This window comes from Vibrio sp. D3 (genome assembly GCF_043995865.1).
GTDB classification, from domain to species: Bacteria; Pseudomonadota; Gammaproteobacteria; order Enterobacterales; family Vibrionaceae; genus Vibrio; species Vibrio diabolicus.
In genome coordinates this window covers 2490259-2511527 of record NZ_CP171887.1, presented here as the reverse complement: position 1 = coordinate 2511527, position 21269 = coordinate 2490259, and the positions used below count along the sequence as shown (strand labels likewise).

At 44.3% G+C, this 21269-nt stretch carries 20 protein-coding genes; 15 read left to right on the top strand and 5 right to left on the bottom strand.

The genetic code is table 11. The annotated features are described in order from the left end of the window. The first annotated feature begins 15 nt into the window (after nt 1–15). The gene (locus tag ACHFJ9_RS19575) at nt 16–1236 is read left to right on the top strand and encodes a phosphopentomutase (RefSeq protein WP_047008941.1); all 1221 of its coding nucleotides are present in this window, start codon (nt 16–18) and stop codon (nt 1234–1236) included. Nucleotides 1237–1374: 138 nt separating this feature from the next. Beyond that, a complete protein-coding gene (deoD, locus tag ACHFJ9_RS19570) occupies nt 1375–2094 on the top strand; it encodes a purine-nucleoside phosphorylase (protein WP_006742381.1) in 720 nt (239 codons plus the stop codon). 97 nt (nt 2095–2191) lie between these two features. On the opposite strand, the gene ACHFJ9_RS19565 is transcribed toward deoD, so the two are convergent. Continuing rightward, complete coding sequence (locus ACHFJ9_RS19565; protein WP_041852892.1) at nt 2192–2797, bottom strand: YtjB family periplasmic protein; 606 nt, start codon at nt 2795–2797, stop codon at nt 2192–2194. A gap of 91 nt (nt 2798–2888) precedes the next feature. On the opposite strand from ACHFJ9_RS19565, the gene serB reads away from it, so the two are divergent. Continuing rightward, on the top strand, nt 2889–3869 hold the full coding sequence (gene serB, locus ACHFJ9_RS19560; RefSeq protein WP_395356018.1) for a phosphoserine phosphatase: 981 nt from the start codon (nt 2889–2891) through the stop codon (nt 3867–3869). Nucleotides 3870–3933: 64 nt separating this feature from the next. Here serB and ACHFJ9_RS19555 read toward each other — a convergent pair whose 3' ends face one another. Further along, entirely contained in the window at nt 3934–6282 is a 2349-nt protein-coding gene (locus ACHFJ9_RS19555) for a PilZ domain-containing protein (protein ID WP_395194054.1), read from the bottom strand. A 136-nt stretch (nt 6283–6418) separates the two neighbouring features. On the opposite strand from ACHFJ9_RS19555, the gene radA reads away from it, so the two are divergent. Together radA and fusA are read left to right on the top strand one after the other, a co-directional pair. Then, entirely contained in the window at nt 6419–7798 is a 1380-nt protein-coding gene (gene radA, locus ACHFJ9_RS19550; RefSeq protein WP_046875036.1) for a DNA repair protein RadA, read from the top strand. A gap of 215 nt (nt 7799–8013) precedes the next feature. Further along, a complete protein-coding gene (gene fusA, locus ACHFJ9_RS19545) occupies nt 8014–10104 on the top strand; it encodes an elongation factor G (RefSeq protein ID WP_012841459.1) in 2091 nt (696 codons plus the stop codon). A gap of 118 nt (nt 10105–10222) precedes the next feature. Here the strand turns inward: fusA and ACHFJ9_RS19540 are convergent, their stop codons facing one another. Next, nucleotides 10223–11173 carry a LysR substrate-binding domain-containing protein gene (locus ACHFJ9_RS19540; RefSeq protein WP_124008471.1) on the bottom strand — a complete coding sequence of 317 codons (951 nt, stop codon included), beginning with the start codon at nt 11171–11173 and terminating at the stop codon, nt 10223–10225. A 98-nt stretch (nt 11174–11271) separates the two neighbouring features. Here ACHFJ9_RS19540 and ACHFJ9_RS19535 point away from each other — a divergent pair, with 98 nt between their 5' ends. Next, on the top strand, nt 11272–11481 hold the full coding sequence (locus ACHFJ9_RS19535; protein ID WP_041852893.1) for a DUF1127 domain-containing protein: 210 nt from the start codon (nt 11272–11274) through the stop codon (nt 11479–11481). A 68-nt stretch (nt 11482–11549) separates the two neighbouring features. On the opposite strand, the gene ACHFJ9_RS19530 is transcribed toward ACHFJ9_RS19535, so the two are convergent. Further along, nucleotides 11550–13241, bottom strand: coding sequence for an AMP-binding protein (locus ACHFJ9_RS19530; RefSeq protein WP_048625935.1), 1692 nt, complete (start codon nt 13239–13241; stop codon nt 11550–11552). 148 nt (nt 13242–13389) lie between these two features. Next, on the bottom strand, nt 13390–14115 hold the full coding sequence (locus ACHFJ9_RS19525; protein WP_256935715.1) for a helix-turn-helix domain-containing protein: 726 nt from the start codon (nt 14113–14115) through the stop codon (nt 13390–13392). Between the two features lie 336 nt (nt 14116–14451). On the opposite strand from ACHFJ9_RS19525, the gene ACHFJ9_RS19520 reads away from it, so the two are divergent. The 9 genes from ACHFJ9_RS19520 to ACHFJ9_RS19480 all read left to right on the top strand — a co-directional run bounded on the left by ACHFJ9_RS19520 (nt 14452) and on the right by ACHFJ9_RS19480 (nt 21268). Further along, nucleotides 14452–14631 (top strand): Flp family type IVb pilin, encoded by a 180-nt coding sequence (locus tag ACHFJ9_RS19520; RefSeq protein WP_085342679.1) that lies wholly within the window; start codon nt 14452–14454, stop codon nt 14629–14631. A gap of 5 nt (nt 14632–14636) precedes the next feature. Beyond that, nucleotides 14637–15128 (top strand): prepilin peptidase, encoded by a 492-nt coding sequence (locus ACHFJ9_RS19515; protein ID WP_085342680.1) that lies wholly within the window; start codon nt 14637–14639, stop codon nt 15126–15128. Nucleotides 15129–15199: 71 nt separating this feature from the next. Beyond that, a complete protein-coding gene (locus ACHFJ9_RS19510; protein WP_257887784.1) occupies nt 15200–16513 on the top strand; it encodes an AAA family ATPase in 1314 nt (437 codons plus the stop codon). Nucleotides 16514–16526: 13 nt separating this feature from the next. Further along, on the top strand, nt 16527–17282 hold the full coding sequence (gene cpaB, locus ACHFJ9_RS19505; RefSeq protein ID WP_006742389.1) for a Flp pilus assembly protein CpaB: 756 nt from the start codon (nt 16527–16529) through the stop codon (nt 17280–17282). A 7-nt stretch (nt 17283–17289) separates the two neighbouring features. Further along, nucleotides 17290–18753: a type II and III secretion system protein family protein gene (locus ACHFJ9_RS19500; protein WP_257887776.1), complete on the top strand. Its 1464-nt coding sequence runs from the start codon at nt 17290–17292 to the stop codon at nt 18751–18753. Between the two features lie 13 nt (nt 18754–18766). Further along, nucleotides 18767–18991, top strand: coding sequence for a hypothetical protein (locus tag ACHFJ9_RS19495; RefSeq protein WP_257887775.1), 225 nt, complete (start codon nt 18767–18769; stop codon nt 18989–18991). Between the two features lie 27 nt (nt 18992–19018). Then, complete coding sequence (locus ACHFJ9_RS19490) at nt 19019–20287, top strand: pilus assembly protein TadG-related protein (protein ID WP_257887774.1); 1269 nt, start codon at nt 19019–19021, stop codon at nt 20285–20287. A 1-nt stretch (nt 20288) separates the two neighbouring features. Beyond that, nucleotides 20289–20753 carry a TadE/TadG family type IV pilus assembly protein gene (locus ACHFJ9_RS19485; RefSeq protein WP_222712291.1) on the top strand — a complete coding sequence of 155 codons (465 nt, stop codon included), beginning with the start codon at nt 20289–20291 and terminating at the stop codon, nt 20751–20753. After that, nucleotides 20750–21268: a TadE/TadG family type IV pilus assembly protein gene (locus tag ACHFJ9_RS19480; protein ID WP_258614074.1), complete on the top strand. Its 519-nt coding sequence runs from the start codon at nt 20750–20752 to the stop codon at nt 21266–21268. Before ACHFJ9_RS19485 ends, ACHFJ9_RS19480 begins: the two co-directional genes overlap by 4 nt. Nucleotide 21269 lies beyond the last annotated feature (1 nt).

The following is a 21269-nucleotide window of genomic DNA, read 5'->3' as shown; positions in this document are numbered from 1 at the left end:
CCTAAGGAACGAGCAATGAAAAGAGCATTTATTTTAGTACTAGACTCATTCGGTATTGGTGCAACCGCTGACGCTGAGAAATTTGGTGATGTAGGTTCAGACACACTAGGCCACATCGCAGAACAATGCGAAAAAGGCTTAGCAGATAACGACCAACGTCAAGGCGCACTTCGCCTTCCAAACCTATCTAAGTTAGGTTTGGCAATGGCACATAAAGAGTCAACAGGTCGCTTCGCACCTGGCTTAGACGCTGATGCAGAAATCATTGGTGCGTACGGTCACGCAGCAGAGCTTTCTTCTGGTAAAGACACGCCGTCTGGTCACTGGGAAATCGCAGGTGTTCCTGTTCTGTTTGACTGGGGTTACTTCACAGACAAAGCAAACAGCTTCCCTAAAGAGCTGACGGATCGCATCCTTGAGCGCGCGGGTCTTGACGGTTTCCTAGGTAACTGCCACGCATCTGGTACTCAAGTTCTTGATGACTTGGGTGAAGAGCATATGAAGACTGGGCAGCCAATCTTCTACACCTCTGCGGACTCTGTATTCCAAATCGCCTGTCACGAAGAGACATTCGGCCTGGATCGTTTACTAGAGCTTTGCCAAATTGCACGTGAAGAACTAGAAGATTACAACATCGGCCGTGTAATCGCGCGCCCATTCATTGGCCCGGGTAAAGGTCAATTTGAGCGTACGGGTAACCGTCGTGACCTATCTGTAGAGCCACCATCAGCGACTATCTTACAAAAGTTAGTTGATGAGAAGGGCGGTCAGGTTCATTCCATCGGTAAGATTTCAGATATTTATGCTGGTTGCGGGATCACTAAGAAAACCAAAGCAACAGGCATTCCAGCACTATTTGAAGCAACGAAAGAAGCGATCAAAGAAGCGGGTGATAACACCATCGTATTCACTAACTTCGTTGACTTCGATTCTGCTTACGGTCACCGCCGTGATGTAGCGGGTTACGCTGCGGCGCTTGAGTACTTTGATGGTCGCATCAACGAAGTGCTTGAACTGATGGGTGAAGATGACGTGCTTATCCTAACAGCAGACCACGGCTGTGACCCAACATGGCCAGGCACTGACCATACTCGTGAGCACATCCCAGTATTGGTTTACGGCCAAAAAGTGCCAGCAGGCTCTCTTGGCCGCCGCGAAACATTCGCAGACATCGGCCAAACATTGGCGAGCTACTTTGGTACTTCTCCAATGGATTACGGTAAGAATTTCCTATAATTAGGATATTGAAAACTAGGAGCTGAATGCTCCTAGTTTTATGTTTGCAGTATGCAAGTACTGCTTGTCGGAAATGAGAATACTCTGGCTTATATCGCCTTAAGCGCGGAGCGCTAGAGAAAGGTTAAGGAAAAGAAAATGGCAACTCCACATATCAATGCTGAAATGGGTGCATTCGCAGACGTCGTACTGATGCCGGGTGACCCGCTACGTGCAAAATACATCGCAGAAACCTTCCTTGAAGACGTTGTGCAAGTGTGTGATGTGCGTAATATGTTCGGTTACACAGGCACATACAAAGGCCGTAAGATCTCGGTAATGGGCCACGGTATGGGTATCCCATCATGCTCGATTTACGCAACGGAGCTAATTAAAGACTTCGGCGTGAAGAAAATCATCCGTGTTGGTAGCTGTGGCGCAGTAAACGAAGACATCAAAGTGCGTGATGTTGTGATCGGCATGGGCGCGTGTACGGATTCTAAAGTGAACCGTATCCGTTTTAAAGGTCATGACTTTGCAGCAATCGCAGACTACAAAATGGTTCGCGCGGCAGAAGACGCAGCAAAAGCACGTGGCATTGATGTGAAAGTCGGTAACCTGTTTTCAGCGGAGCTTTTCTACACGCCTGATCCAGAAATGTTCGACGTAATGGACAAGTACGGCATTGTTGGTGTTGAAATGGAAGCGGCGGGTATTTACGGCGTAGCGGCAGAATACGGTGCAAAAGCTCTGACAATCTGTACGGTATCAGATCACATCAAAACGGGTGAGCAAACAACTTCTGATGAGCGTCAAACAACATTCAACGACATGATGCTAATCGCACTAGATTCAGTATTGCTAGGCGACGAAGAATAAGCGACAAAGAGTCATCTTAGTTTCTTGACATTAAGAACTAAAAGAACAGCCCGCACAATGCGGGCTGTTTTTGTATTAGATGTTGATTACCGACTGACTATTTGGTTAGCAGTAGGTTTTGCGCTTTTTTACGGCGGATAGGCTGTCTACGTAAAATCATAATGAATAACATGCCGCACACAAAACTCATTAGCACCATCATGTACATGTAGCGATCACTCTTACGATAGTGGTGGTCAGAAATCGCGGTTACACGACCTGTCTCAAAGGTAACGCGAACAAAACCGATGAGTGCTTCATCGGCAAATACTGGTTCAACCAACTGCTGGCGGCCAATGGAAGCTGTTGCCAAGGGCGTGTCTAAGCCTAAAACTTCGCGTACCGATAGCGCATCTTCACTAGACGCTAAACGTACGCCTTGTGCATCATATATTGTCGCATCAAACACCAAACGGTCTTGTGCTAGCTGGTTTGTCAGCTTAAGTAAGCGTTCTTGATCTTTGGTCAAAATCATTTCACTGGCAGAAAGAGACGCCTGTGAAATCAAAACTTTGGTGAGTGTTTCAAGCTGCTGTGCTTGAATTTTCTCGTTGCCCTTACTGATCACAACACTGTTTTTGATCGTGATAAACAACATCACACACAGTAGGATTAGTGCCAGAATTCTTAGGGCATTCCTTACTGAGAACAAGGATTCACTCATGCTCTTTACTCATCCATTTAAAATAAAACAAAGACTTGCCTTTTTAGTTTGTTGAGGTAACGTTTTAGCAAAGTCATAAGGGATTATATACATGGACGCGTCAAAAAGCTTGCCTATCAGAAAACATACGACACTTTTAAAACGATTACCCGAGACTCGATTTGCCTCCCAACTAGATAAAGCAAAAGCAAACTGGATAGTGTTTGCAGAATACCTTTCGCCACGTCATTTTGAAGACATTGATTTCTTCACAGGGGTCTACAACCCCGTGTTAGAAACGTGGAAAGTTGGCCAATATGAAGTCGCCTTGATGGCAGGAGAGTTGACCCCTCAACACGAAACGATCTTACAAAGCCTCAACTTGGATTACGCCTCGCTTAATGAAGTTCCAGATCTCTCAACCCAAGGTTTGATTGTATTTGACATGGACTCAACGGCAATCCAGATAGAGTGTATTGATGAAATCGCAAAATTGGCCGGAGTCGGGGATGAGGTGGCAGAAGTTACTGAACGTGCGATGCAAGGAGAACTGGGTTTTGAGCAAAGTTTGCGTCAACGCGTAGGCAAGCTCAAAGGTGCTGATGAATCAATTCTTGAACAAGTTCGTTCCCAATTGCCATTTATGCCGGACTTTGAAGCGTTAATCGCAACGTTAAAAGCACTAGGCTGGAAAACAGCGATTGCTTCCGGTGGTTTTACTTACTTCTCGGACTATATCAAAGATAAAGTCGATTTAGATTTTGCTCGCTCTAATCAGTTGGAAATCATTAATGGTAAGCTCACGGGGAACGTACTTGGCGATGTGGTTACCGCGCAGATGAAGTCAGATATCCTGGTGGAGTTGGCGGATGAATACGAAATTGAGCAGCACAACACGGTTGCTGTCGGTGATGGCGCTAACGATCTTGTGATGATGTCGGTGGCGGGCTTAGGTATCGCGTACCACGCAAAACCTAAAGTGGAAGCTCAAGCGCAATCTGCGATTCGCTTTGCAGGCTTAGGCGGTGTGCTCTGTATTTTATCTGGTGCACTGGTGAAGCAGCAAAAGGTCAGCTGGAAAGCAAAACCTTAATTTATCCATTCAAAAACACCGCCCTTCTGGCGGTGTTTTTCGTTGACTTGGTATGGCTCTAAATTTACTCGGTTAACTCCAATCTAATTACAACCTCTTCCGTAATGTCTTCAAACTCACTGTAACCGACCAAAGCGGTCAGCTCCTTTTCTAATTTGCTCGCTTGATGTACGCCAAATTGGGTTAAGTCACTTAAGTCTTGTTGCAGCAACGATGTCATCGGATCGAAAATTGGGGCTGTAGATAAGCGAATCACGTAGAAGTCACCCATCATTCGCGCTTTCTTTATAAATTGAATCCGTTCTTTTACGCTATTGAACTCTTGATGAAGCTTAGACTCAATGCCTGTAATTTTATTGCCGACTTTGGCTGCGCTAATGTAGATATCCTGATGCCTTGCTTGAGCTCCCTCTACACGCTTTATCGGCTCTGCGATTAATGTGCTTGTTCGACCTTTAAAGATAGGTTCAAGTGACAACAATTGATCGTGCCCAAGGCGTGCAAAAAGCTCAATGTGCTTAGGTAGCGGCAAATTCACTCCAATAACGGGGGTTTTGATTGAAGAGGACGCTGTTTTACTGATAAAAATGGGTGTGCTCAGAGTTCGAGAGAGCAACATGCTGTGCAGTCTTTCAAGTAACGCATTACTCGGTAGCATCTCTTTTTGCGGGATCAACTTATCTTGATTGTGCTCGATAATGCTGTTGAAAAAGGCGATCACTTTAATGGTGTGGCTGCTTTCATCAATAACTAGCTGTACGCTACAGCCATCTGGGCTAACACGAATTACCCGGTATGGCACCGACGTTAAAGGCAGCTTTTTGTCGTAGAGCTGTAACTCTCGGAAGTTGATCTGAACCTCTTGCCCAGAGCGCAACATGGTAGGTTCGTCCAGTTTAATGCCGAGCCCTCGCTTTGAAATATCGACGGTGCTGCCGATCGCTGTGACGGGCCCAGAACGCAGTTCTATTGGGGTCTTAAATCGGTAACGTGGCTCTTTACGACGAGACTTGGCATCAAAATAAATGCCTTTCGGGTTGCCTATAATTCTTCTCGGATGGCGAAATGCATTTAACGTATTTGCGGGTAAGCGCGGCTTTTCAGTGAGCAGATAATCCTGCCCTGATTTTTCGTCAGCAATTTCTTGCAAGATGCCTATGTGAGTCAATGATTGGGACGTTTCAGCTAACTCCGGAGAGAAAGCGGCTAAGTCTTCCTGTTCTTGCTCTGACAGTTCAAATATCGAAATTCTAAACGCGCGCCAACTTTCACGTTTAGCACCTAAATGCCAAAATAGCTGGCGTTGTTCACGAGTGGCCTCAGGACGAAGCATCGAATAGAAATAGGTTCGGTTTTCGTGCTCGTGAGTAAATGAATAAAGGACGTTTGTGGTGCCTTTAACGCCAGGTTTAATGAGTGACGCGACTCGCTTCTCATTAAATAAGGACCCAAACATTTGCTGGTTCCTTTCATCATGCCAGTACTGCCAAAGCTTTTGATTGTTTGGCGTCAACATAGCGAGTTTCAGCTCACTGCCATCAAAGAATAGAGGTAAGCTGCTGGTGTGCTTAAGCGCGATGTGCTCATAACCACGAGTTCGAGCTCGAATGATCTTATCTTGATTATCGTGACGAGCTCTTTTAGCTGCGCTGTTGAGCGCTTCATCGATCACTCGAGTAACGACATTGGTTTCAGTTAAACGTATGGTTCTGAGGTATCGAACTGAGTCATTCTCGTAACAGTCATCAACCGCAAGTATGCGGTACGCCAGCGGTTTCTCGATACCGGCAACCTGAGATTTGCTGGCAAATTCAGTAAACGTGACCTGAATAATCTCCCCAAGGTTATATTTAAACGCACTTGGGACTTTGAACTTTGCGCCAGAGCAGGATAAGTCAATGCTTAACCCATGCAGAAGTTGCCCTTTAGATCGGCAAATCTCGACTTGAGATTGGACTTTCAAGCGCTTTTCTTGGCGCTTTAAGTCAAAGCCGAGGTGAACAGGCTCCGCTAAGAAAGGGCTTTTAGGATCCGTTAACGATTGCGTTTTTTGTTGAGTAAGACGTTTGCTCATTACGCGAAAGTTATTCCGTGTGTTGACCAAAGCTTCCCACATTCCCTCAGTGTAGCCGCCAAACTTTTTGATGTTTTTATGGTAAGCGTTGAAAGCAACGTCATCTAACCAATGTGGAATACCATCCAAAATATACTCGCGACATTCACCTTGGACGCGACCGCGCAAATCGATGCTTTTTTTGCACGGAGCCATCAAGCGGTTAAGTTCCATTTTCACTAAGATTTTGGCCGAAGGCGGCTCTTCCTCGGTCAATTGGCCAAGGACAAAGTCAAAGTCATCCGAACCGTAAACGGGAATGAGTCGTTCTGCGATCGAGAGAATTTCAGATTGCTGCATTATTTCTGTTAGAGTATGTCGTTACTTTAAATTGTATCGGCTAAGCGAAGTAAAACTTAAGTATATCAATAGTTCATTTCAGTGAAGGTCTGACTTGGCTGTGCTTAGTCACATTTGTAGAAAAAATCGAGGCATCATGGCGAAAGCAAAACGAGCGTATGTTTGTAATGATTGTGGCGCGGATTTTCCCCGTTGGCAGGGGCAGTGTAACGCATGTGGTTCGTGGAATACGATAACAGAAGTCCGTATTGCAGCATCGCCAACGGTTGCTCGTAATGAACGTTTATCCGGCTACGCGGGTTCCGCAACAGAAGCAACAGTTCAAACGTTATCCGAAATTGATCTGCAGGAAGTGCCACGCTTCACCAGTGGGTTTAAAGAACTTGACCGCGTATTAGGTGGGGGCGTTGTACCCGGCGCCGCTATTTTGATTGGTGGTAACCCTGGCGCTGGTAAATCCACCTTGCTGCTGCAAACCATGTGTAGTTTGTCTGCGCAAATGCCAACGCTCTATGTAACCGGTGAAGAATCGTTGCAGCAGGTAGCAATGCGAGCTTCTCGACTGGGCTTGCCGAAAGAGCACTTAAAGATGTTATCGGAAACAAACGTCGACAAAATTTGCCAAATTGCCGAAAAAGAGCAACCTCGCATTATGGTGATTGACTCGATTCAGGTAATGCACGTTTCAGATGTTCAATCGTCACCGGGCAGTGTCGCTCAAGTACGTGAATCTGCAACAGCTCTGACACGATACGCAAAACAGAATAACGTCGCGGTATTTATTGTTGGTCACGTAACAAAAGATGGTACCCTTGCGGGCCCTAAAGTTCTTGAGCACATTATAGACTGTTCAGTGCTGCTTGATGGTGGTACTGATAGCCGATTTCGCACATTGCGTAGTCATAAAAACCGCTTTGGCGCTGTGAATGAGCTCGGTGTTTTTGCAATGACAGGCCAAGGGTTGAAAGAAGTGAGTAACCCATCCGCGATTTTCCTTTCTCGTGGTGAAGAAGAAACATCAGGTTCTTCTGTTATGGTGGTTTGGGAAGGTACGCGTCCTCTATTAGTAGAGATTCAAGCGTTGGTGGATTACTCCCAATTGGCAAACCCTCGCCGTGTTGCGGTCGGTTTGGAGCAGAACCGTTTATCACTTTTGCTCGCTGTGTTGCATAAGCATGGTGGCTTACAAATGGCAGACCAAGATGTCTTTGTTAATGTGGTTGGCGGTGTTAAGGTGACGGAGACGAGTGCCGATCTTGCGTTAGTTATGGCGCTTTTATCGAGTTTTCGTGACCGTCCACTTCCCAAAGATGTGGTTATTTTTGGTGAGGTCGGGCTTGCAGGCGAAATCCGTCCTGTGCCAAGTGGGCAAGAACGTTTGAATGAAGCGTTCAAACATGGTTTCAAGAAAGCCATTGTGCCTGCAGCCAACATGCCGAAAGGCGGCATTCCTGGCATGCAAATTCACGGCGTTAAGAAATTGTCGGAAGCTATAGAGGCTTTTGACGAGCTGTAATGCTCATAAGAATGGTATTTGTGGAATCACAAACTGTTCTATCCGTCCTCAATAAAATGCGAATAAAGTACATAAATTGCTGTGTTTGACTATGCTTTGGGGACGGAAATTTCACGTTAAAATTTTTTTTCTTCCATCCGCACGCAAGGGTATCAGTATTGACAGAATGTGATATACTCTGCGCGCACTTTATACCTTATTAACAGAGTAAGACAATGACTGATTTATCAAAATACAGAAACATTGGTATTTTTGCTCACGTAGACGCGGGTAAAACTACCTCTACAGAGCGTATCCTAAAGCTAACTGGTAAGATCCATAAGATCGGTGATACACACGACGGTTCAACTACAACTGACTTCATGGAGCAGGAAGCTGAACGTGGTATCACAATCCAGTCTGCAGCAACAACTTGTTTCTGGAACGATCACCGTCTAAACATCATCGATACTCCTGGACACGTTGACTTCACTATCGAAGTTTACCGTTCTCTAAAAGTACTTGACGGTGGTATCGGTGTATTCTGTGGTTCTGGTGGTGTTGAGCCTCAGTCAGAAACTAACTGGCGTTACGCTGACGAATCACACGTATCACGTCTGATCTTCGTTAACAAACTAGACCGTATGGGCGCAGATTTCTACAAAGTTGTAGATCAAGTACAAAACGTACTAGGTGCTACACCTCTAGTTATGACTCTACCTATCGGTATCGAAGAAGATTTCGTAGGTGTTGTAGACGTACTAAGCCAACAAGCTTACGTATGGGATGAGTCTGGCCAGCCAGAGAACTACGAAGTTCAAGATATTCCAGCAGACATGGTAGAAAAAGCTGCTGAATACCGTGAAATGCTAATCGAAACTGCTCTAGAGCAAGACGAAGATCTAATGATGGCTTACCTAGAAGAAGGCGAAGAGCCATCTCTAGAAGACATCAAACGTTGTATCCGTAAAGGTACTCGTGATCTAGCATTCTTCCCAACTTACTGTGGTTCAGCGTACAAGAACAAAGGTATCCAACTTATTCTTGACGCGGTAATTGATTACCTACCATCTCCAACAGAAGTTGATCCACAGCCTCTAACTGATTCAGAGACTGGTGAGCCAACTGGTGAAGTTGCGACTGTATCTGCAGACGAGCCACTACGTGCGCTTGCATTTAAGATCATGGACGACCGTTTTGGTGCTCTAACCTTTATCCGCATCTACTCTGGTAAGATGAAGAAAGGTGACACAGTACTTAACTCTGCAACTGGTAAAACAGAGCGTATCGGCCGTATGGTTGAGATGCACGCAGACGAGCGTAACGAGATCGATTCAGCACAAGCTGGTGACATCATCGCTGTAGTTGGTATGAAGAACGTTCAAACTGGTCACACTCTATGTGATCCTAAGCACGAATGTACTCTTGAGCCAATGATCTTCCCAGATCCAGTAATCTCTATCGCAGTTAAGCCTAAAGATAAAGGCGGTTCTGAGAAGATGGGTATCGCGATCGGTAAAATGGTTGCAGAAGATCCATCATTCCAAGTTGAGACTGATGAAGATTCAGGCGAAACTATCCTGAAAGGTATGGGTGAACTTCACCTAGACATCAAGGTAGATATCCTTAAGCGTACTTACGGCGTTGAGCTAGAAGTTGGTGCTCCACAGGTTGCTTACCGTGAAACTATCACTCAAGCAATCGAAGACAGCTACACGCACAAGAAACAGTCTGGTGGTTCTGGTCAGTTCGGTAAGATCGATTACCGCATCAAACCAGGTGAGCCAAACTCTGGCTTCACGTTCAAGTCAACAGTTGTTGGTGGTAACGTACCTAAAGAATTCTGGCCTGCAGTTGAGAAAGGCTTTGCGTCAATGATGGAGCACGGTGTTCTAGCTGGCTTCCCAACTCTAGACGTTGAAGTTGAACTATTCGACGGTGGTTTCCACGCAGTTGACTCTTCAGCAATCGCTTACGAAATCGCTGCTAAAGGCGCATTCCGTCAGTCTATGCCTAAAGCTGGCGCGCAACTTCTTGAACCAATCATGAAAGTTGACGTGTTCACTCCAGAAGATCACGTTGGTGACGTAATCGGTGACCTTAACCGTCGTCGTGGTATGATCAAAGACCAACAAGCTGCGTCTACTGGCGTACGTATCAAGGGTGATGTACCTCTATCAGAAATGTTTGGTTACATCGGTACTCTACGTACAATGACTTCTGGTCGTGGTCAGTTCTCTATGGAGTTCTCACACTACGCACCATGTCCAGCAAACGTTGCTGAGCAAGTAATTGCTGACGTTAAAGAGCGTAACGCTAAGAAGTAATTCTTAAGTTGACTCTATAACTTGAAAGCCCCGCTTAGTGCGGGGCTTTTTGTATCTAACCGCTTACACACAGCGCGTTTTTGTTTCGCTGATATACGCCTTTGGTATTGTTTACCGACTATTCTGAAGCTGAGCCAGTATTATTAACATTGAGGTCGATGGTTTTAAAATCTGGTATCACTGATTTTTCAAATGTTTCTATTTCTTCTCTCAACCATTGTGCAAACAATTGGGCTTTAGGTCGCTTTAAGTAGCCTTTTGGAGCGCACAGGTAATACGCAAATTTGGGTTTAATGGCTATATCACCAATTCGGACCAGTTTGCCTGAACGGAAATATTGATGAGCTAAACTGTGTTTGACGAGCGCTACGCCTTGTAGTGATAACGCGGCTTCTAACACTAAGTGTGAGCCACTGTATTTTAAAGCAGGCTTTGCCGCTGAATGACCAAGTCTCGCTAACCACATGTTCCAGTCCAGATCTGGCCAAACGTCTTCGATGAGCTCTGCTTTGCTTAAATCTTCAATGCGATAAATGCCGTGCTCTTTCTGATATACCGGGTGACAGGCAGGGTAAAAAGCTTCATCCATTAGCCATTGTGATTCTAAATTAGGGTATTTTCCTAAACCGTAACGGACACACAAATCGATCTGACTATCTTGAAAAGACACCAAATCATTGGTTGGTTCTAATAGTAAGGCGATATCAGGGTGACGCTGACGAAAAGCCGTAATTTTCGGGACTAACCAATGGTGAGCGAAAGAGGGGAGTGTTGATATCGAAAGGTGGTTAGGATTAGGATCTTGATTAACCAATCTAACCCCTTGCTGCAAATGAGCAAACCCTCTTTCAGCCTGAGTAAACAGCAGCTCTCCCTCAGGTGTGAGCACGATTTTTCTGTGCTGGCGAACAAATAAGTCCGTTCCTAAAAACTCTTCAAGATGACGAATTTGCTGACTAATGGCAGCTGGCGTAACAAACAATTCTTTTGCCGCTGTTTTAAAGCTACCTTCCTTTGCTGCAACGAAGAAGTAATACAAGCCCTGTAAAGGAGGCATTCGATCTTTCACATTAGTTTTCCTTAACTCAATGGCAGATTCTATCGTTTGAGGATATCAGCGTAGTCGCTGATTATTAAGTGGTCAACATTGTTATAGGAGTTGGTTACATGGAAAACATGACACACACTTGTGAGCGCACTTTACCAGCTGACCATCAGACCGGATTACAGTTAATTTACTCTAAACTTGCTAGTTGGAGAAGAAACTACAAGACACGTCGTCACTTGAGAGAGTTACCAGAACATCTTTGGGACGATATTGGATTAGATGAAAAGGAAATTAATAGTGAAGTGAGGAAGCCTTTTTGGAGAGAGTAGTTTATGAGTTTGATTCAAGCTCAGAATTAAACTGCACTCCCCAATGATATTGAGGAGTGCAGACAAGGCTATAAGTCTTCTTCCCACACAACCAATTCACCTTTCGGCCAGTTGTGACCAATTTCATGATACTTTTGCTCAAGCACATGACGTTTAATTTTGAGTGTTGGCGTCAATACGCCATTTTCAATGCTCCAAGGCTCTTTAATCATTAATACGCCTTTGATTTGCTCATGAGAGGCGAGTTCTTGATTCATTTTTGCAATGACTTTGCGGGTGGTTCGTGCGTACCGTTCCCGATCAAAGTTAGGAAAATCATGTGGCACAACCAAAAGAATCGGGGCTGGTAGCCCTAAACCGATGAGGCACATCATCTCTACGCGACTGTATTCGAAAAGTTTTTTCTCGATAGGAACTGGAGAGACAAACTTACCTTTGGCGGTTTTAAAGTTATCTTTTTTACGGCCTTGAATGGTTAGGTAACCATCTGAGTCGATAGAGCCGATATCGCCTGTGTGTAGCCAGCCCTCTGAATCAAAAGACTCTTGGGTGGCAATGTCATTTTTGTAGTAGCCAGAAAATAGCCCTTTGCCACGCACCATGATTTCATCATCGTCAGCGATTTTTAACTCAATACCTGGTCCAGCATTACCGACACTACCAATTTTGTCAGCTCTAAATGGGTAGTTGAGCGTGCTATAGGCAAATGATTCTGTCATGCCCCAAGCTTCAGTAATATTTAGTCCTACAGAGTGGTACCATTCCAGCAGTGCTGGTGATACCGGGGCAGAGCCACAGCCTAATACTCGAGCCTGATCCAACCCCAATCCTTCTGCGAGCTTTTTCTTGATCAGAGAATTGACGAATGGGATTTTCAATAGAATGTTGAGCTTCTTCTGTGGAAGTTTGTCTTGAATACGTTGTTGGAATAGCGTCCATAATCGCGGGACTGAGATAAACAGAGTCGGGCGGTGCATTTTTACATCTTCGATAAAGGTATCCAATGATTCTGGAAATGCTGTTGGTACACCACCCATGATGGATGAACCAAAAATGTAGACGCGCTCTGTAATATGAGCCAAAGGTAAGTAAGAAAATAGACGATCATTTTCTTGAATACCGATATGGTTTATCAGTTGTTGTACGGACCAGTTAAACGCTCCGTAGGTCAGCATCGCACCTTTCGGTAATCCTGACGTCCCAGAGGTATACACCAAAGACATTAGCTTATCGTCGTAGTGCTGTGGACGCTCTTCACTTGGCATTGCATCGGCAATGAGTGCTTGGTATTCATATTGACATTTTGGTGCAGTATCGTAGGGGAGCGAGATACTAATGAGCTCCGGCATTGCATCAATGACTTGCTGGGTTGCTTTAGGATCATCGAGTTTTCCGCCAATGAGCGCTTTACTTTCACTATGAGTCACACAGTATTCGATGGTGTCCGCGCCGGCGGTAGGAAAGATTGGCACACTGACATAATCGCCAAGCATCATCGCAAGATCGCAAATAAACCACTCTGCACAGTTTTTAGATACTAATGCTACTTTGTCACCAGGCTGTACTCCGAGGTTGCGTAGTGCACTGACGAGTTTTAAGGCTTGATCGGCAACATCAGCGAACGTGTATTCAACAAATTGTCGATTAATAATTTGTTTTAGATAGACCTCATTTGGACGCTCTTGAGCCCATTTGAGAATCATTTCATTTGGTGGTGGGAGAGCGCAACCAGCAGCGCTGTTTAGATTCGGCTGATTCATTTTTAGTGACTCCATGTCTTCTCGTTGTATTTATAATTGTTAATGCATTGTTAACTTTAGCATGTTAAATAACGACACGGGAATGCATTTTGATGAAATATGTGGGGAGGATAGCGTTAGTTACCCCTAAAGTCGGTACTAATAGCGCCTAAAACTGTTGCCGATAATTCGCTGGGGACAGGCCTGTTTTTTTCTTAAAAATTCGAGAAAAGTAAGAGACATCTCGGTATCCACACTGATAAGCGATGTAGGCAATTTTCATGGATTCATTTTCAACGAGCATTTTCTTTGCTAATGAAATACGTTTCGCAGTGACATAATCACGAAAGCACATACCAACTTTGCGATGGAATACTTTGGAAAAGTAGTTCGGTGAGTAGTGACAAAGCGCAGCAGCTTCCTCTTCTCTTAGGTCTTTATGGACGTTATTGGCGATGTAATGAACCACGTCAGAAAAATTCGACTTTCCGCTTCGAGAAAAGAGTTTATCGACCGAAATTTGTTCTTCGTCGACCTTGCTGTGCAAAAAGTATTTCAATTTTATCTGTGATAGCCAAATCGGGAGGGTGATTTCATTCAACGTATAATATTCCGCACAAATATGCTTTGGCAGTAAGTGAGGCTCGATACCAGTTGGATGTATAACGATCAGTTTTTTGTCGAGATTTTCACAGAGCGTGATGACGCCTTTCAGGTGCTCTCGATGATCGCAAGTCATGTAGTAGAAGAAATAGCTGTGTTCTTTATCGCTAAGCACAGAGATATCGTTGCTACAGTCCATAATCTCAAAGCTCTTATCAAACTCACAGCGAAGTGATTCCGGCAGCGAGCAAAGAGTCTCTCCAATCCAATAAGCTTTGGTCAGTCTATCCATATGAATCCCGCTCAGTACGTACTACACCAACGTTAGTATGTATTGAGGTCAGTCGAGCCTCATTCCTTGAGCTTCAGACCTCACCCTTTCGTTTATTAAGCTTAGGCTTATATAGTCATACTGCAAGTGTGAAATATGTCACATAGATCTTAGTGAGGTGTCTCACTATTGATACATTTTGGCTCTGAAGCACAGGTGGGCAAGAAAGTACCAACCTTTGGCAAAAAAGTCCTAACCCCCCTAATTCTCGGTGACTAATGTTTAAGCATGATTCGGGTGTATATGATACCTGCGTCATGGACAAGCGAGATATGGTTAAATAAAGGGGACTATCTTATGGATAACTTTCGCAATCTAATCAAGGACTTCATGGAAGATGAAGAGGGGCTAACACTTTTGGAGTACATCTTAGGTGCGGCACTAATTGTAGCAGCGATGTTGACCACAGACTTTTGGGGAACTCTCGCAGACAAGTTTGTAGAAGTCGCAAGCGATATTAATACTGCTGGTGAATAAGATTAATGCTTGAGACTGAGTTAATTATTTGGTCATTGCTTATTGCGATTGGAGTCTCAGACGCTCAGAAACACAAAATACCAAATAAAGCGGTGCTTATGCTTTTGGTTGCTGTTACTGCAAACGTAATTTACAACCCAGCCACAAGTGGTTTGGATCATTTATATGGTGGGCTGGTTGCGTTTGCAGTGTGTTTCGCGCTGTATCTGTTCAAAGCAATGGCTGGAGGAGACGTCAAGTTACTCGCCGTCGTAGGAACATGGCTCGGTCTGAGTAATCTTGGGGAAGCGTCTACTGGAATAATACTTGCTGGAGGCATCGTGGGCATTTTTTATCTAATGTTACACGTGTCATCGACTAGTGTTGCTCTATCACACCAGATAAAAGGGTATTGCTCAGAAAAAGTAACACCAGGCTTTAGGTCTAATAAGCCGTTAGTCATTCCTTTCGCGCCGATAATCGTAATTGGATTAGCTTATTTCTCCTACACCCACTAAATAAAAATAATAAATGGCATGCAGTACATGCAGCATCAGTTGGCTAGGCAACTTCAAGGAGGGGAAGTGTGATGGGCTCTGCGTATTGGGAAAAACTCGTGCCACAAATAAATTCACCAAAAGTGCCTTCGTCTGTCGAGGGTCTTGGCATACCGGCTTCAGTCGTCGAAAACCTCGTGTTGAAACATCTGTCTGCCTATCCGAAATGTGATTTGATTGAATTAACACAGCGGTTGTGCGTGGTTTCAAATATTGTTGAACTTGCTTTGGCGCAGTTAAGAAAGCGAAGTTGGGTAGAAGTTTATCAGCCAGCATCAGACAAGTTGAGTACATCGTATTCCAACGTACGCTACAGTTTAACCGAGCTTGGGCTTGCAGAAGCAGACATTGCGTATAGAAAAGATCCGTATATCGGTCCTGTTCCCGTCTCTTTGGAAGAATATTGGACGGTTGTTGAGGGACAAGATCTTCGCAAGCATCCTATTAATCGCAATGATGTTGAGCGAGCGCTGTCTGACGTGTTTGGTTCGGATCATTTGATACCCGTTTTAGGGCCGGCCATTAACTCGGGTCGTGCTTTGTTGCTGTATGGTCATGCGGGTACCGGTAAAAGTTACGTCGCATCAAGAGTGCTCAATGCAATGAACACTTCGGTATTCATTCCTTATGCCGTATATGCCGATGGCAACATCATCAAAGTGTTCTCAGAGCATCATCACCGTCGTTTAGACAACTCCCATTCTCAGGTTTTCGTTAAGTTGGAAACGCATTACGACAAACGCTGGGTTCTTTGTGAAAGACCAAACATTCAAGTGGGCGGTGAGCTGACATTGGATATGCTTGAGGTAAACCACAGTGAGCATAATCGTGTATGGATTGCGCCACTGCAAATGATGGCTAACAACGGAATCTTGGTTATTGATGACCTTGGTCGTCAGTCAATGCCTGTTGATGCCCTGCTAAACAGATGGATCGTTCCAATGGAATACTTATTTGACCATCTAGCTTTGCCAAATGGTCAACAAGTCACGGTGCCGTTTATGCTCACTCTGGCATTCTCCTCCAACTTTGCACCAAGCAAAATTGCAGACCCAGCTTTTTTACGTCGTTTGGGTTACAAGATCGAGTTTACACCGCTTGGTTTGACAGATTATCAAGCGCTTTGGGTTTCGCTTGCTAAAGATTACCAAATGACGCTTGTGCCTGAGTTTTTCGATACGTTAAGTCAGTTACATCGCGACAATGATGTCGCCAACTACCCTTGTTTACCAAAAGACTTACTCGGTATTAGCCGCGATATTTTGGTGTTCGAAGGGAAAGAGAAGGTCGTCTCATCAGACATTTTAACCCGTGCCTGGGGACTGTACTTCACAGTGGATGAATAGGGAGATCTAAATTATGAGTCGGACTCAAGTCATCATGTTGCTGTTGCTCTCCATTGTTTTCGGCCTTGCCGCCGTTTTGATCGCTAAACAATGGATGGATGGCAGAAACCAACCAACTGTCGAGTTAGAAGAGGTCGAAAGACACCCAGTTTTAGTTGCCGCCATGGAACTAGAGCCAGGGACCATTCTATCTGAGAAACATTTGTCTACTAAGCTCATGGAAGTGGATTGGATAGACGATGAAACGCTAAAAGTACAAGAACAGGCATTGGGAAGAATTGTTGCCAATACCATTTATGCGGGCGAGCTGGTTAACTCGAATCGTCTTGCATTGCCCGGTGAGGGCGCGACACTTGCTGCTTTAATTCCTGAAAACAAACGAGCAATCACCATTCGTGTTAATGACGTTATCGGTGTGGCCGGGTTCTTGTTGCCGGGCAATAAGGTCGATGTATTGAATACCGTGAGTTATGGACAAGGTAAAAACGCCACAACAAAAACGGTGCTTAAAAACATCAACGTTCTTGCGGTCGACCAAACAGCCAAAACCAATGATAACAAACCCGTTATTGTGCGTGCGGTGACTTTAGAAGTAACACCGAAAGAGGCAGAAAAGCTCTTATCGGCGAACAGCAAAGGCGACATTCAACTTGCTCTACGCAACCCTCATGAAGTGGATAAACCTGTTGTAGCAAGAAAATACACGCCACGACCTAGTGTGACCATTATTAAGGGATCTCAGGCATCCAGTGTCCGAGTCAGCAATTAGGTGAATTATGAAAACAATAATATTACTCGTTAGCCAGTTACTTTTTGTCAGCTTGTCTGTTAACGCAGCCACGGTGCAGTCAGGAAAAGTCGTGACCGTTGCGCATCACCAATCAACCCAATTGATGATATCCGGCCAAGCGAAGAAAGTGACGTTAGGGGATCCAGAAGTCTTGGATATTTTAGTGCTCAGATCGAACGAGCTGTTTCTTATTGGTAAGAAGTTAGGTACCACGAATGTGTCGGTGTGGGATCGCCGAGGCCGGTTAATTGAGCAGTTTAACGTGGAAGTCACGCATGATCTAAACACGCTTAAGTCGAAGCTTTATCAGTTCTTGCCGGATGAAAATATCGAAGTGCACAGTGCGCAAGAAAAAGTGGTACTTAGAGGCTTGGTCAGCAGTCAGCAAAACATGGACACTGCGGTCAAAATTGCTGAAACCTTCGCTTTAGGTGAAGCGGCAGATGAAGAAGATGACAGCTCTAAAGATGATGACAGCATGGTGATCAATCTACTTTCTATTGGCGGGGCTCAACAGGTGACGCTAGAAGTGACCGTTGCCGAAGTGCAGCGCACACTAGTAAGACGCTTTGACTCAAATTTCCACTTTTTCCAAAGAAGTGGAGACTTTACCTGGGGTGGTACGACTGCTGGTGGCGGTATTGATGGAATTGGACCGATTTTGAACGTCCCAACAGTCGAAGATTTCGGTTTTCTAGGGTCGTTTATCGATAGCAATACCTTGTTTACCTTCGCGCTTGATGTGGCGAAACAAAATGGCGTGGCGAAAGTGTTGGCAGAGCCTAGCCTTACCGCATTAAGTGGTACGCAAGCCGAGTTTGTCGCTGGTGGTGAATTCCCAATTCCAGTACCAAATGAAGATGGTATTACCATCGATTATAAAGAGTACGGTGTTCAACTCGACTTCGTTCCGTTTATTTTGAGTGATAAGAGAATCAACCTCAAATTGAACGTCAATGTGAGTGAAATCTCCAACTCAGGTGTGCTGACGTTTAATCCAAACGAAGTGAATGCCACGTTCTTTATTCCACCAATCACTAAACGAAGTGCTGGTACCACGATTGAGCTGGCAGATGGTCAAACCATTGGTATTGCAGGGCTATTGAGTGAAAACGCGCGTAACGTTGCGAATGGTATACCTGGTGCGAGTGATCTACCTGTGTTAGGCCGCTTGTTTAAGAGTGAAGAATTTACCTCTGGGGAAACAGAACTAGTCATTCTGGTTACTCCTCGATTAGCAACCCCAATCGATCGACGTCGAATCACACTGCCAACGGATGGCTTTGTGGCTCCGAACGATGTGGAGTTCTATTTGCTTGGTAAAGGTGCTGAGTTGGATTTCGATAGATACCAGCTAAATGACATCAGTGAAGAAGATACTAACAACAACTTTATTCAATACGGTTCGTCAGAAGGTGGCTCTGAGGGCAAGTTTGGGCACAGTCTATAAGTGGGAGAGCAAGATGAAAAGCATAATGATAATGACCATTTGTTTCACATCATTCGGCTTGTTTGGCTGTGCGAATGACCCCGAGCTTGGTATCTCGGTTAGCCAGTTGCGCGCTGAACAAACTCTTAATCCAGATGCGTGGTATGAGAATTTGGGTTATTTACCGGAAGGTAGTGGTGAGCGTACACAAGTTAGCTTAGAGGTATATAACAACAACGGGGTAGCCAAAGAAAAATAAGTGATTTGTTCACTTATAGGAGGGGCTATGCGAATGAAAATGCAAACAGCAACAAGGCGAACCCAGAAAGGGATCACATTGGTGCTTATAAGTTTAGTTCTGTTGATTTTGCTGGGCGTTGCTGCGTTCGGTATTGATTTAAACCATCAGATCTTAAATAAAACAAGGTTACAGAACTCTGTGGATGCAGCGGCATTGGCAGCTGCTGTTGTTGCTGATGAGACTAGCAATGTTAGCGAGGCAGAAACGGCTGCCAAAACATATCTTGCTGGGTTTTCGACTAGTTCAGGTAATAGTGAGTTAACTTTTACTGACGAGAACACTTCTGTGAGGTTTTCGATGGACATGAGTCCAGAGTCATTTGTTAAGGCGGGGGATTTTAATCCACCAATATCAGGTGAATATGACATTTATGTCCGAGTGGAAGTTTCAAATTTGGAACTTGGACGATTTCTAAGTGCCATTTTTGGTATAGACAAGCAAGTATCTGCAAGTGCGGTAGCAGGACGAAGTGCAGGAATAAACTACACATGTAACATTTCACCGATAGCAATGTGTGCGGATACTTCTTCACCAGAAACAACCTGGGGGTATGTTCCGCAACCAGGATATAACCCATCAGTTGATCGCGTCTCTAGCACTCTGTATCAACTAAAACCGGCGGATCACCAGAGTGGTGGTATTGGACCTGGAAACTTCCATCTTTTAGATCTTGGGGTTTCTGGTAAGAACGCTATTCGGGATGCATTTGCAGGAGCAACAAATAATTGCATAACGGTTGGAGGAACTATTGATACAGAAACAGGTAAAGGGACAGGACCAGTTGCTCAAGGGATCAATACTCGTTTTGGTCAATTTAATGGGCCAACCCAAGAAGGGGGGGCAGTAAAAAGTGATAAGTATACAGAAGAACCTTCGCCCTTGCTTGATAGCGAGACCTATAAAAATAGCAATTTTTACTACGCCGATTATGTATCAGCTTTAGCGAACTGTAGCTCTGGTGGTACCTGTAATAACGCATACTACGATGAGGATGGCTCTAGCGGTAGAAGAATCTTAAGAATTCCAATCATTAATTGTGATGAGACTACTGGTGGTAAACAAACAGTTCAAGTCCTTGGTCTAGGTTGCTTTTTTCTCCTTCAAGAGGTTAAGCAAAAAGGGAATGAGTCAGAGATTTTTGGGCAGTTTTTAGAAGACTGCGTCATTAATAATGGTTCAACTGGTACCGATCCTTCAGACAAAGGTCTATATAAGATCCAGCTTTATAAAGACCCTTTTAGTGGGGCTTCTTAATATGTTGTATTTAAAAGGAAGAAATAAACTAATAACAGGTCGGCATCAAGACGGACTTGCCATTATCGAGTTCATACTTGTGTTACCGGTATTATTGATGCTTACCGTATTAGTTATCGATGTGAGTCGAGCATTTATCCAGTATACCGAGGTTAATAAAGCGCTTCAAAATGGAGCTCGATACGCAGTGGTTGATACTTACGGTACCTTAGACTTTGACGCTATTGCTGATGAAAACAACATCAAAAATGTCGTGGTATATGGAACACCTACCGCTTCATCAAATCCAGTTATCGATTATATTGATGTTGGAGATATTGTTATCACCCGACCAACAGCAACGAATAAAATCGTTACTTTATCAGCTACTTATAATTATGTGCCGATATTTTCTACACTACCTTTCTCGAATGCTTCCTTGCAATTTAGCATCGGAGCTTCTGCATCAATGAGGACAGGCCCATGAAACGTTTAATATGTAAACAGAGAGGGGTGACTCAACTTGAATTCTCGCTGATAGCTTTAGCAGTCATATTAGTTTTGTTCTTGATAATTGAATTTGCAATCTACTTTTTTTCAGTACAGATGGTTAACGAAGTAACGCGAAGAGCTGCGAGGCTTGCTACCGTGTGCTATATCGCTGATAGAGACGATATTCCTAATTTACCAGCTGTATCAGATCTCTATCCATCTGGTTTTTCTGCAAGTAACTTGCAAATTGATTATTTGGATGAGAACGGTGCTGCTGTCAATGTTTCAGGCTTTTTATCTACACCACCAGCAGATCAAGCAACCTTAAATTCTCAGTTTGTTCAGATAAAATATGTTCGAGCAAGAGCGGTAAATTATACTTTTCAGTTTTTTGTTTTAGCTGCTTTAATTAATGCAGTAGGGAGTACTCCAGCTTTTGAAACTATATTGCCTGCAGAGAGCTTAGGAATACTTAGGCCTGAAGGGACCAATGTCATTACGGATTGCTAAT

What these genes read in the sequence shown, in the direction of transcription:
- ACHFJ9_RS19575 (WP_047008941.1), top strand. Translation starts at nt 16, where the DNA reads ATGAAAAGAGCATTTATTTTAGTACTAGACTCATTCGGTATTGGTGCA.
- deoD (WP_006742381.1), top strand. Translation starts at nt 1,375, where the DNA reads ATGGCAACTCCACATATCAATGCTGAAATGGGTGCATTCGCAGACGTC.
- ACHFJ9_RS19565 (WP_041852892.1), bottom strand. Translation starts at nt 2,797, where the DNA reads ATGAGTGAATCCTTGTTCTCAGTAAGGAATGCCCTAAGAATTCTGGCA.
- serB (WP_395356018.1), top strand. Translation starts at nt 2,889, where the DNA reads ATGGACGCGTCAAAAAGCTTGCCTATCAGAAAACATACGACACTTTTA.
- ACHFJ9_RS19555 (WP_395194054.1), bottom strand. Translation starts at nt 6,282, where the DNA reads ATGCAGCAATCTGAAATTCTCTCGATCGCAGAACGACTCATTCCCGTT.
- radA (WP_046875036.1), top strand. Translation starts at nt 6,419, where the DNA reads ATGGCGAAAGCAAAACGAGCGTATGTTTGTAATGATTGTGGCGCGGAT.
- fusA (WP_012841459.1), top strand. Translation starts at nt 8,014, where the DNA reads ATGACTGATTTATCAAAATACAGAAACATTGGTATTTTTGCTCACGTA.
- ACHFJ9_RS19535 (WP_041852893.1), top strand. Translation starts at nt 11,272, where the DNA reads ATGGAAAACATGACACACACTTGTGAGCGCACTTTACCAGCTGACCAT.
- ACHFJ9_RS19530 (WP_048625935.1), bottom strand. Translation starts at nt 13,241, where the DNA reads ATGAATCAGCCGAATCTAAACAGCGCTGCTGGTTGCGCTCTCCCACCA.
- ACHFJ9_RS19525 (WP_256935715.1), bottom strand. Translation starts at nt 14,115, where the DNA reads ATGGATAGACTGACCAAAGCTTATTGGATTGGAGAGACTCTTTGCTCG.
- ACHFJ9_RS19520 (WP_085342679.1), top strand. Translation starts at nt 14,452, where the DNA reads ATGGATAACTTTCGCAATCTAATCAAGGACTTCATGGAAGATGAAGAG.
- ACHFJ9_RS19515 (WP_085342680.1), top strand. Translation starts at nt 14,637, where the DNA reads ATGCTTGAGACTGAGTTAATTATTTGGTCATTGCTTATTGCGATTGGA.
- ACHFJ9_RS19510 (WP_257887784.1), top strand. Translation starts at nt 15,200, where the DNA reads ATGGGCTCTGCGTATTGGGAAAAACTCGTGCCACAAATAAATTCACCA.
- cpaB (WP_006742389.1), top strand. Translation starts at nt 16,527, where the DNA reads ATGAGTCGGACTCAAGTCATCATGTTGCTGTTGCTCTCCATTGTTTTC.
- ACHFJ9_RS19500 (WP_257887776.1), top strand. Translation starts at nt 17,290, where the DNA reads ATGAAAACAATAATATTACTCGTTAGCCAGTTACTTTTTGTCAGCTTG.
- ACHFJ9_RS19495 (WP_257887775.1), top strand. Translation starts at nt 18,767, where the DNA reads ATGAAAAGCATAATGATAATGACCATTTGTTTCACATCATTCGGCTTG.
- ACHFJ9_RS19490 (WP_257887774.1), top strand. Translation starts at nt 19,019, where the DNA reads ATGCGAATGAAAATGCAAACAGCAACAAGGCGAACCCAGAAAGGGATC.
- ACHFJ9_RS19485 (WP_222712291.1), top strand. Translation starts at nt 20,289, where the DNA reads ATGTTGTATTTAAAAGGAAGAAATAAACTAATAACAGGTCGGCATCAA.
- ACHFJ9_RS19480 (WP_258614074.1), top strand. Translation starts at nt 20,750, where the DNA reads ATGAAACGTTTAATATGTAAACAGAGAGGGGTGACTCAACTTGAATTC.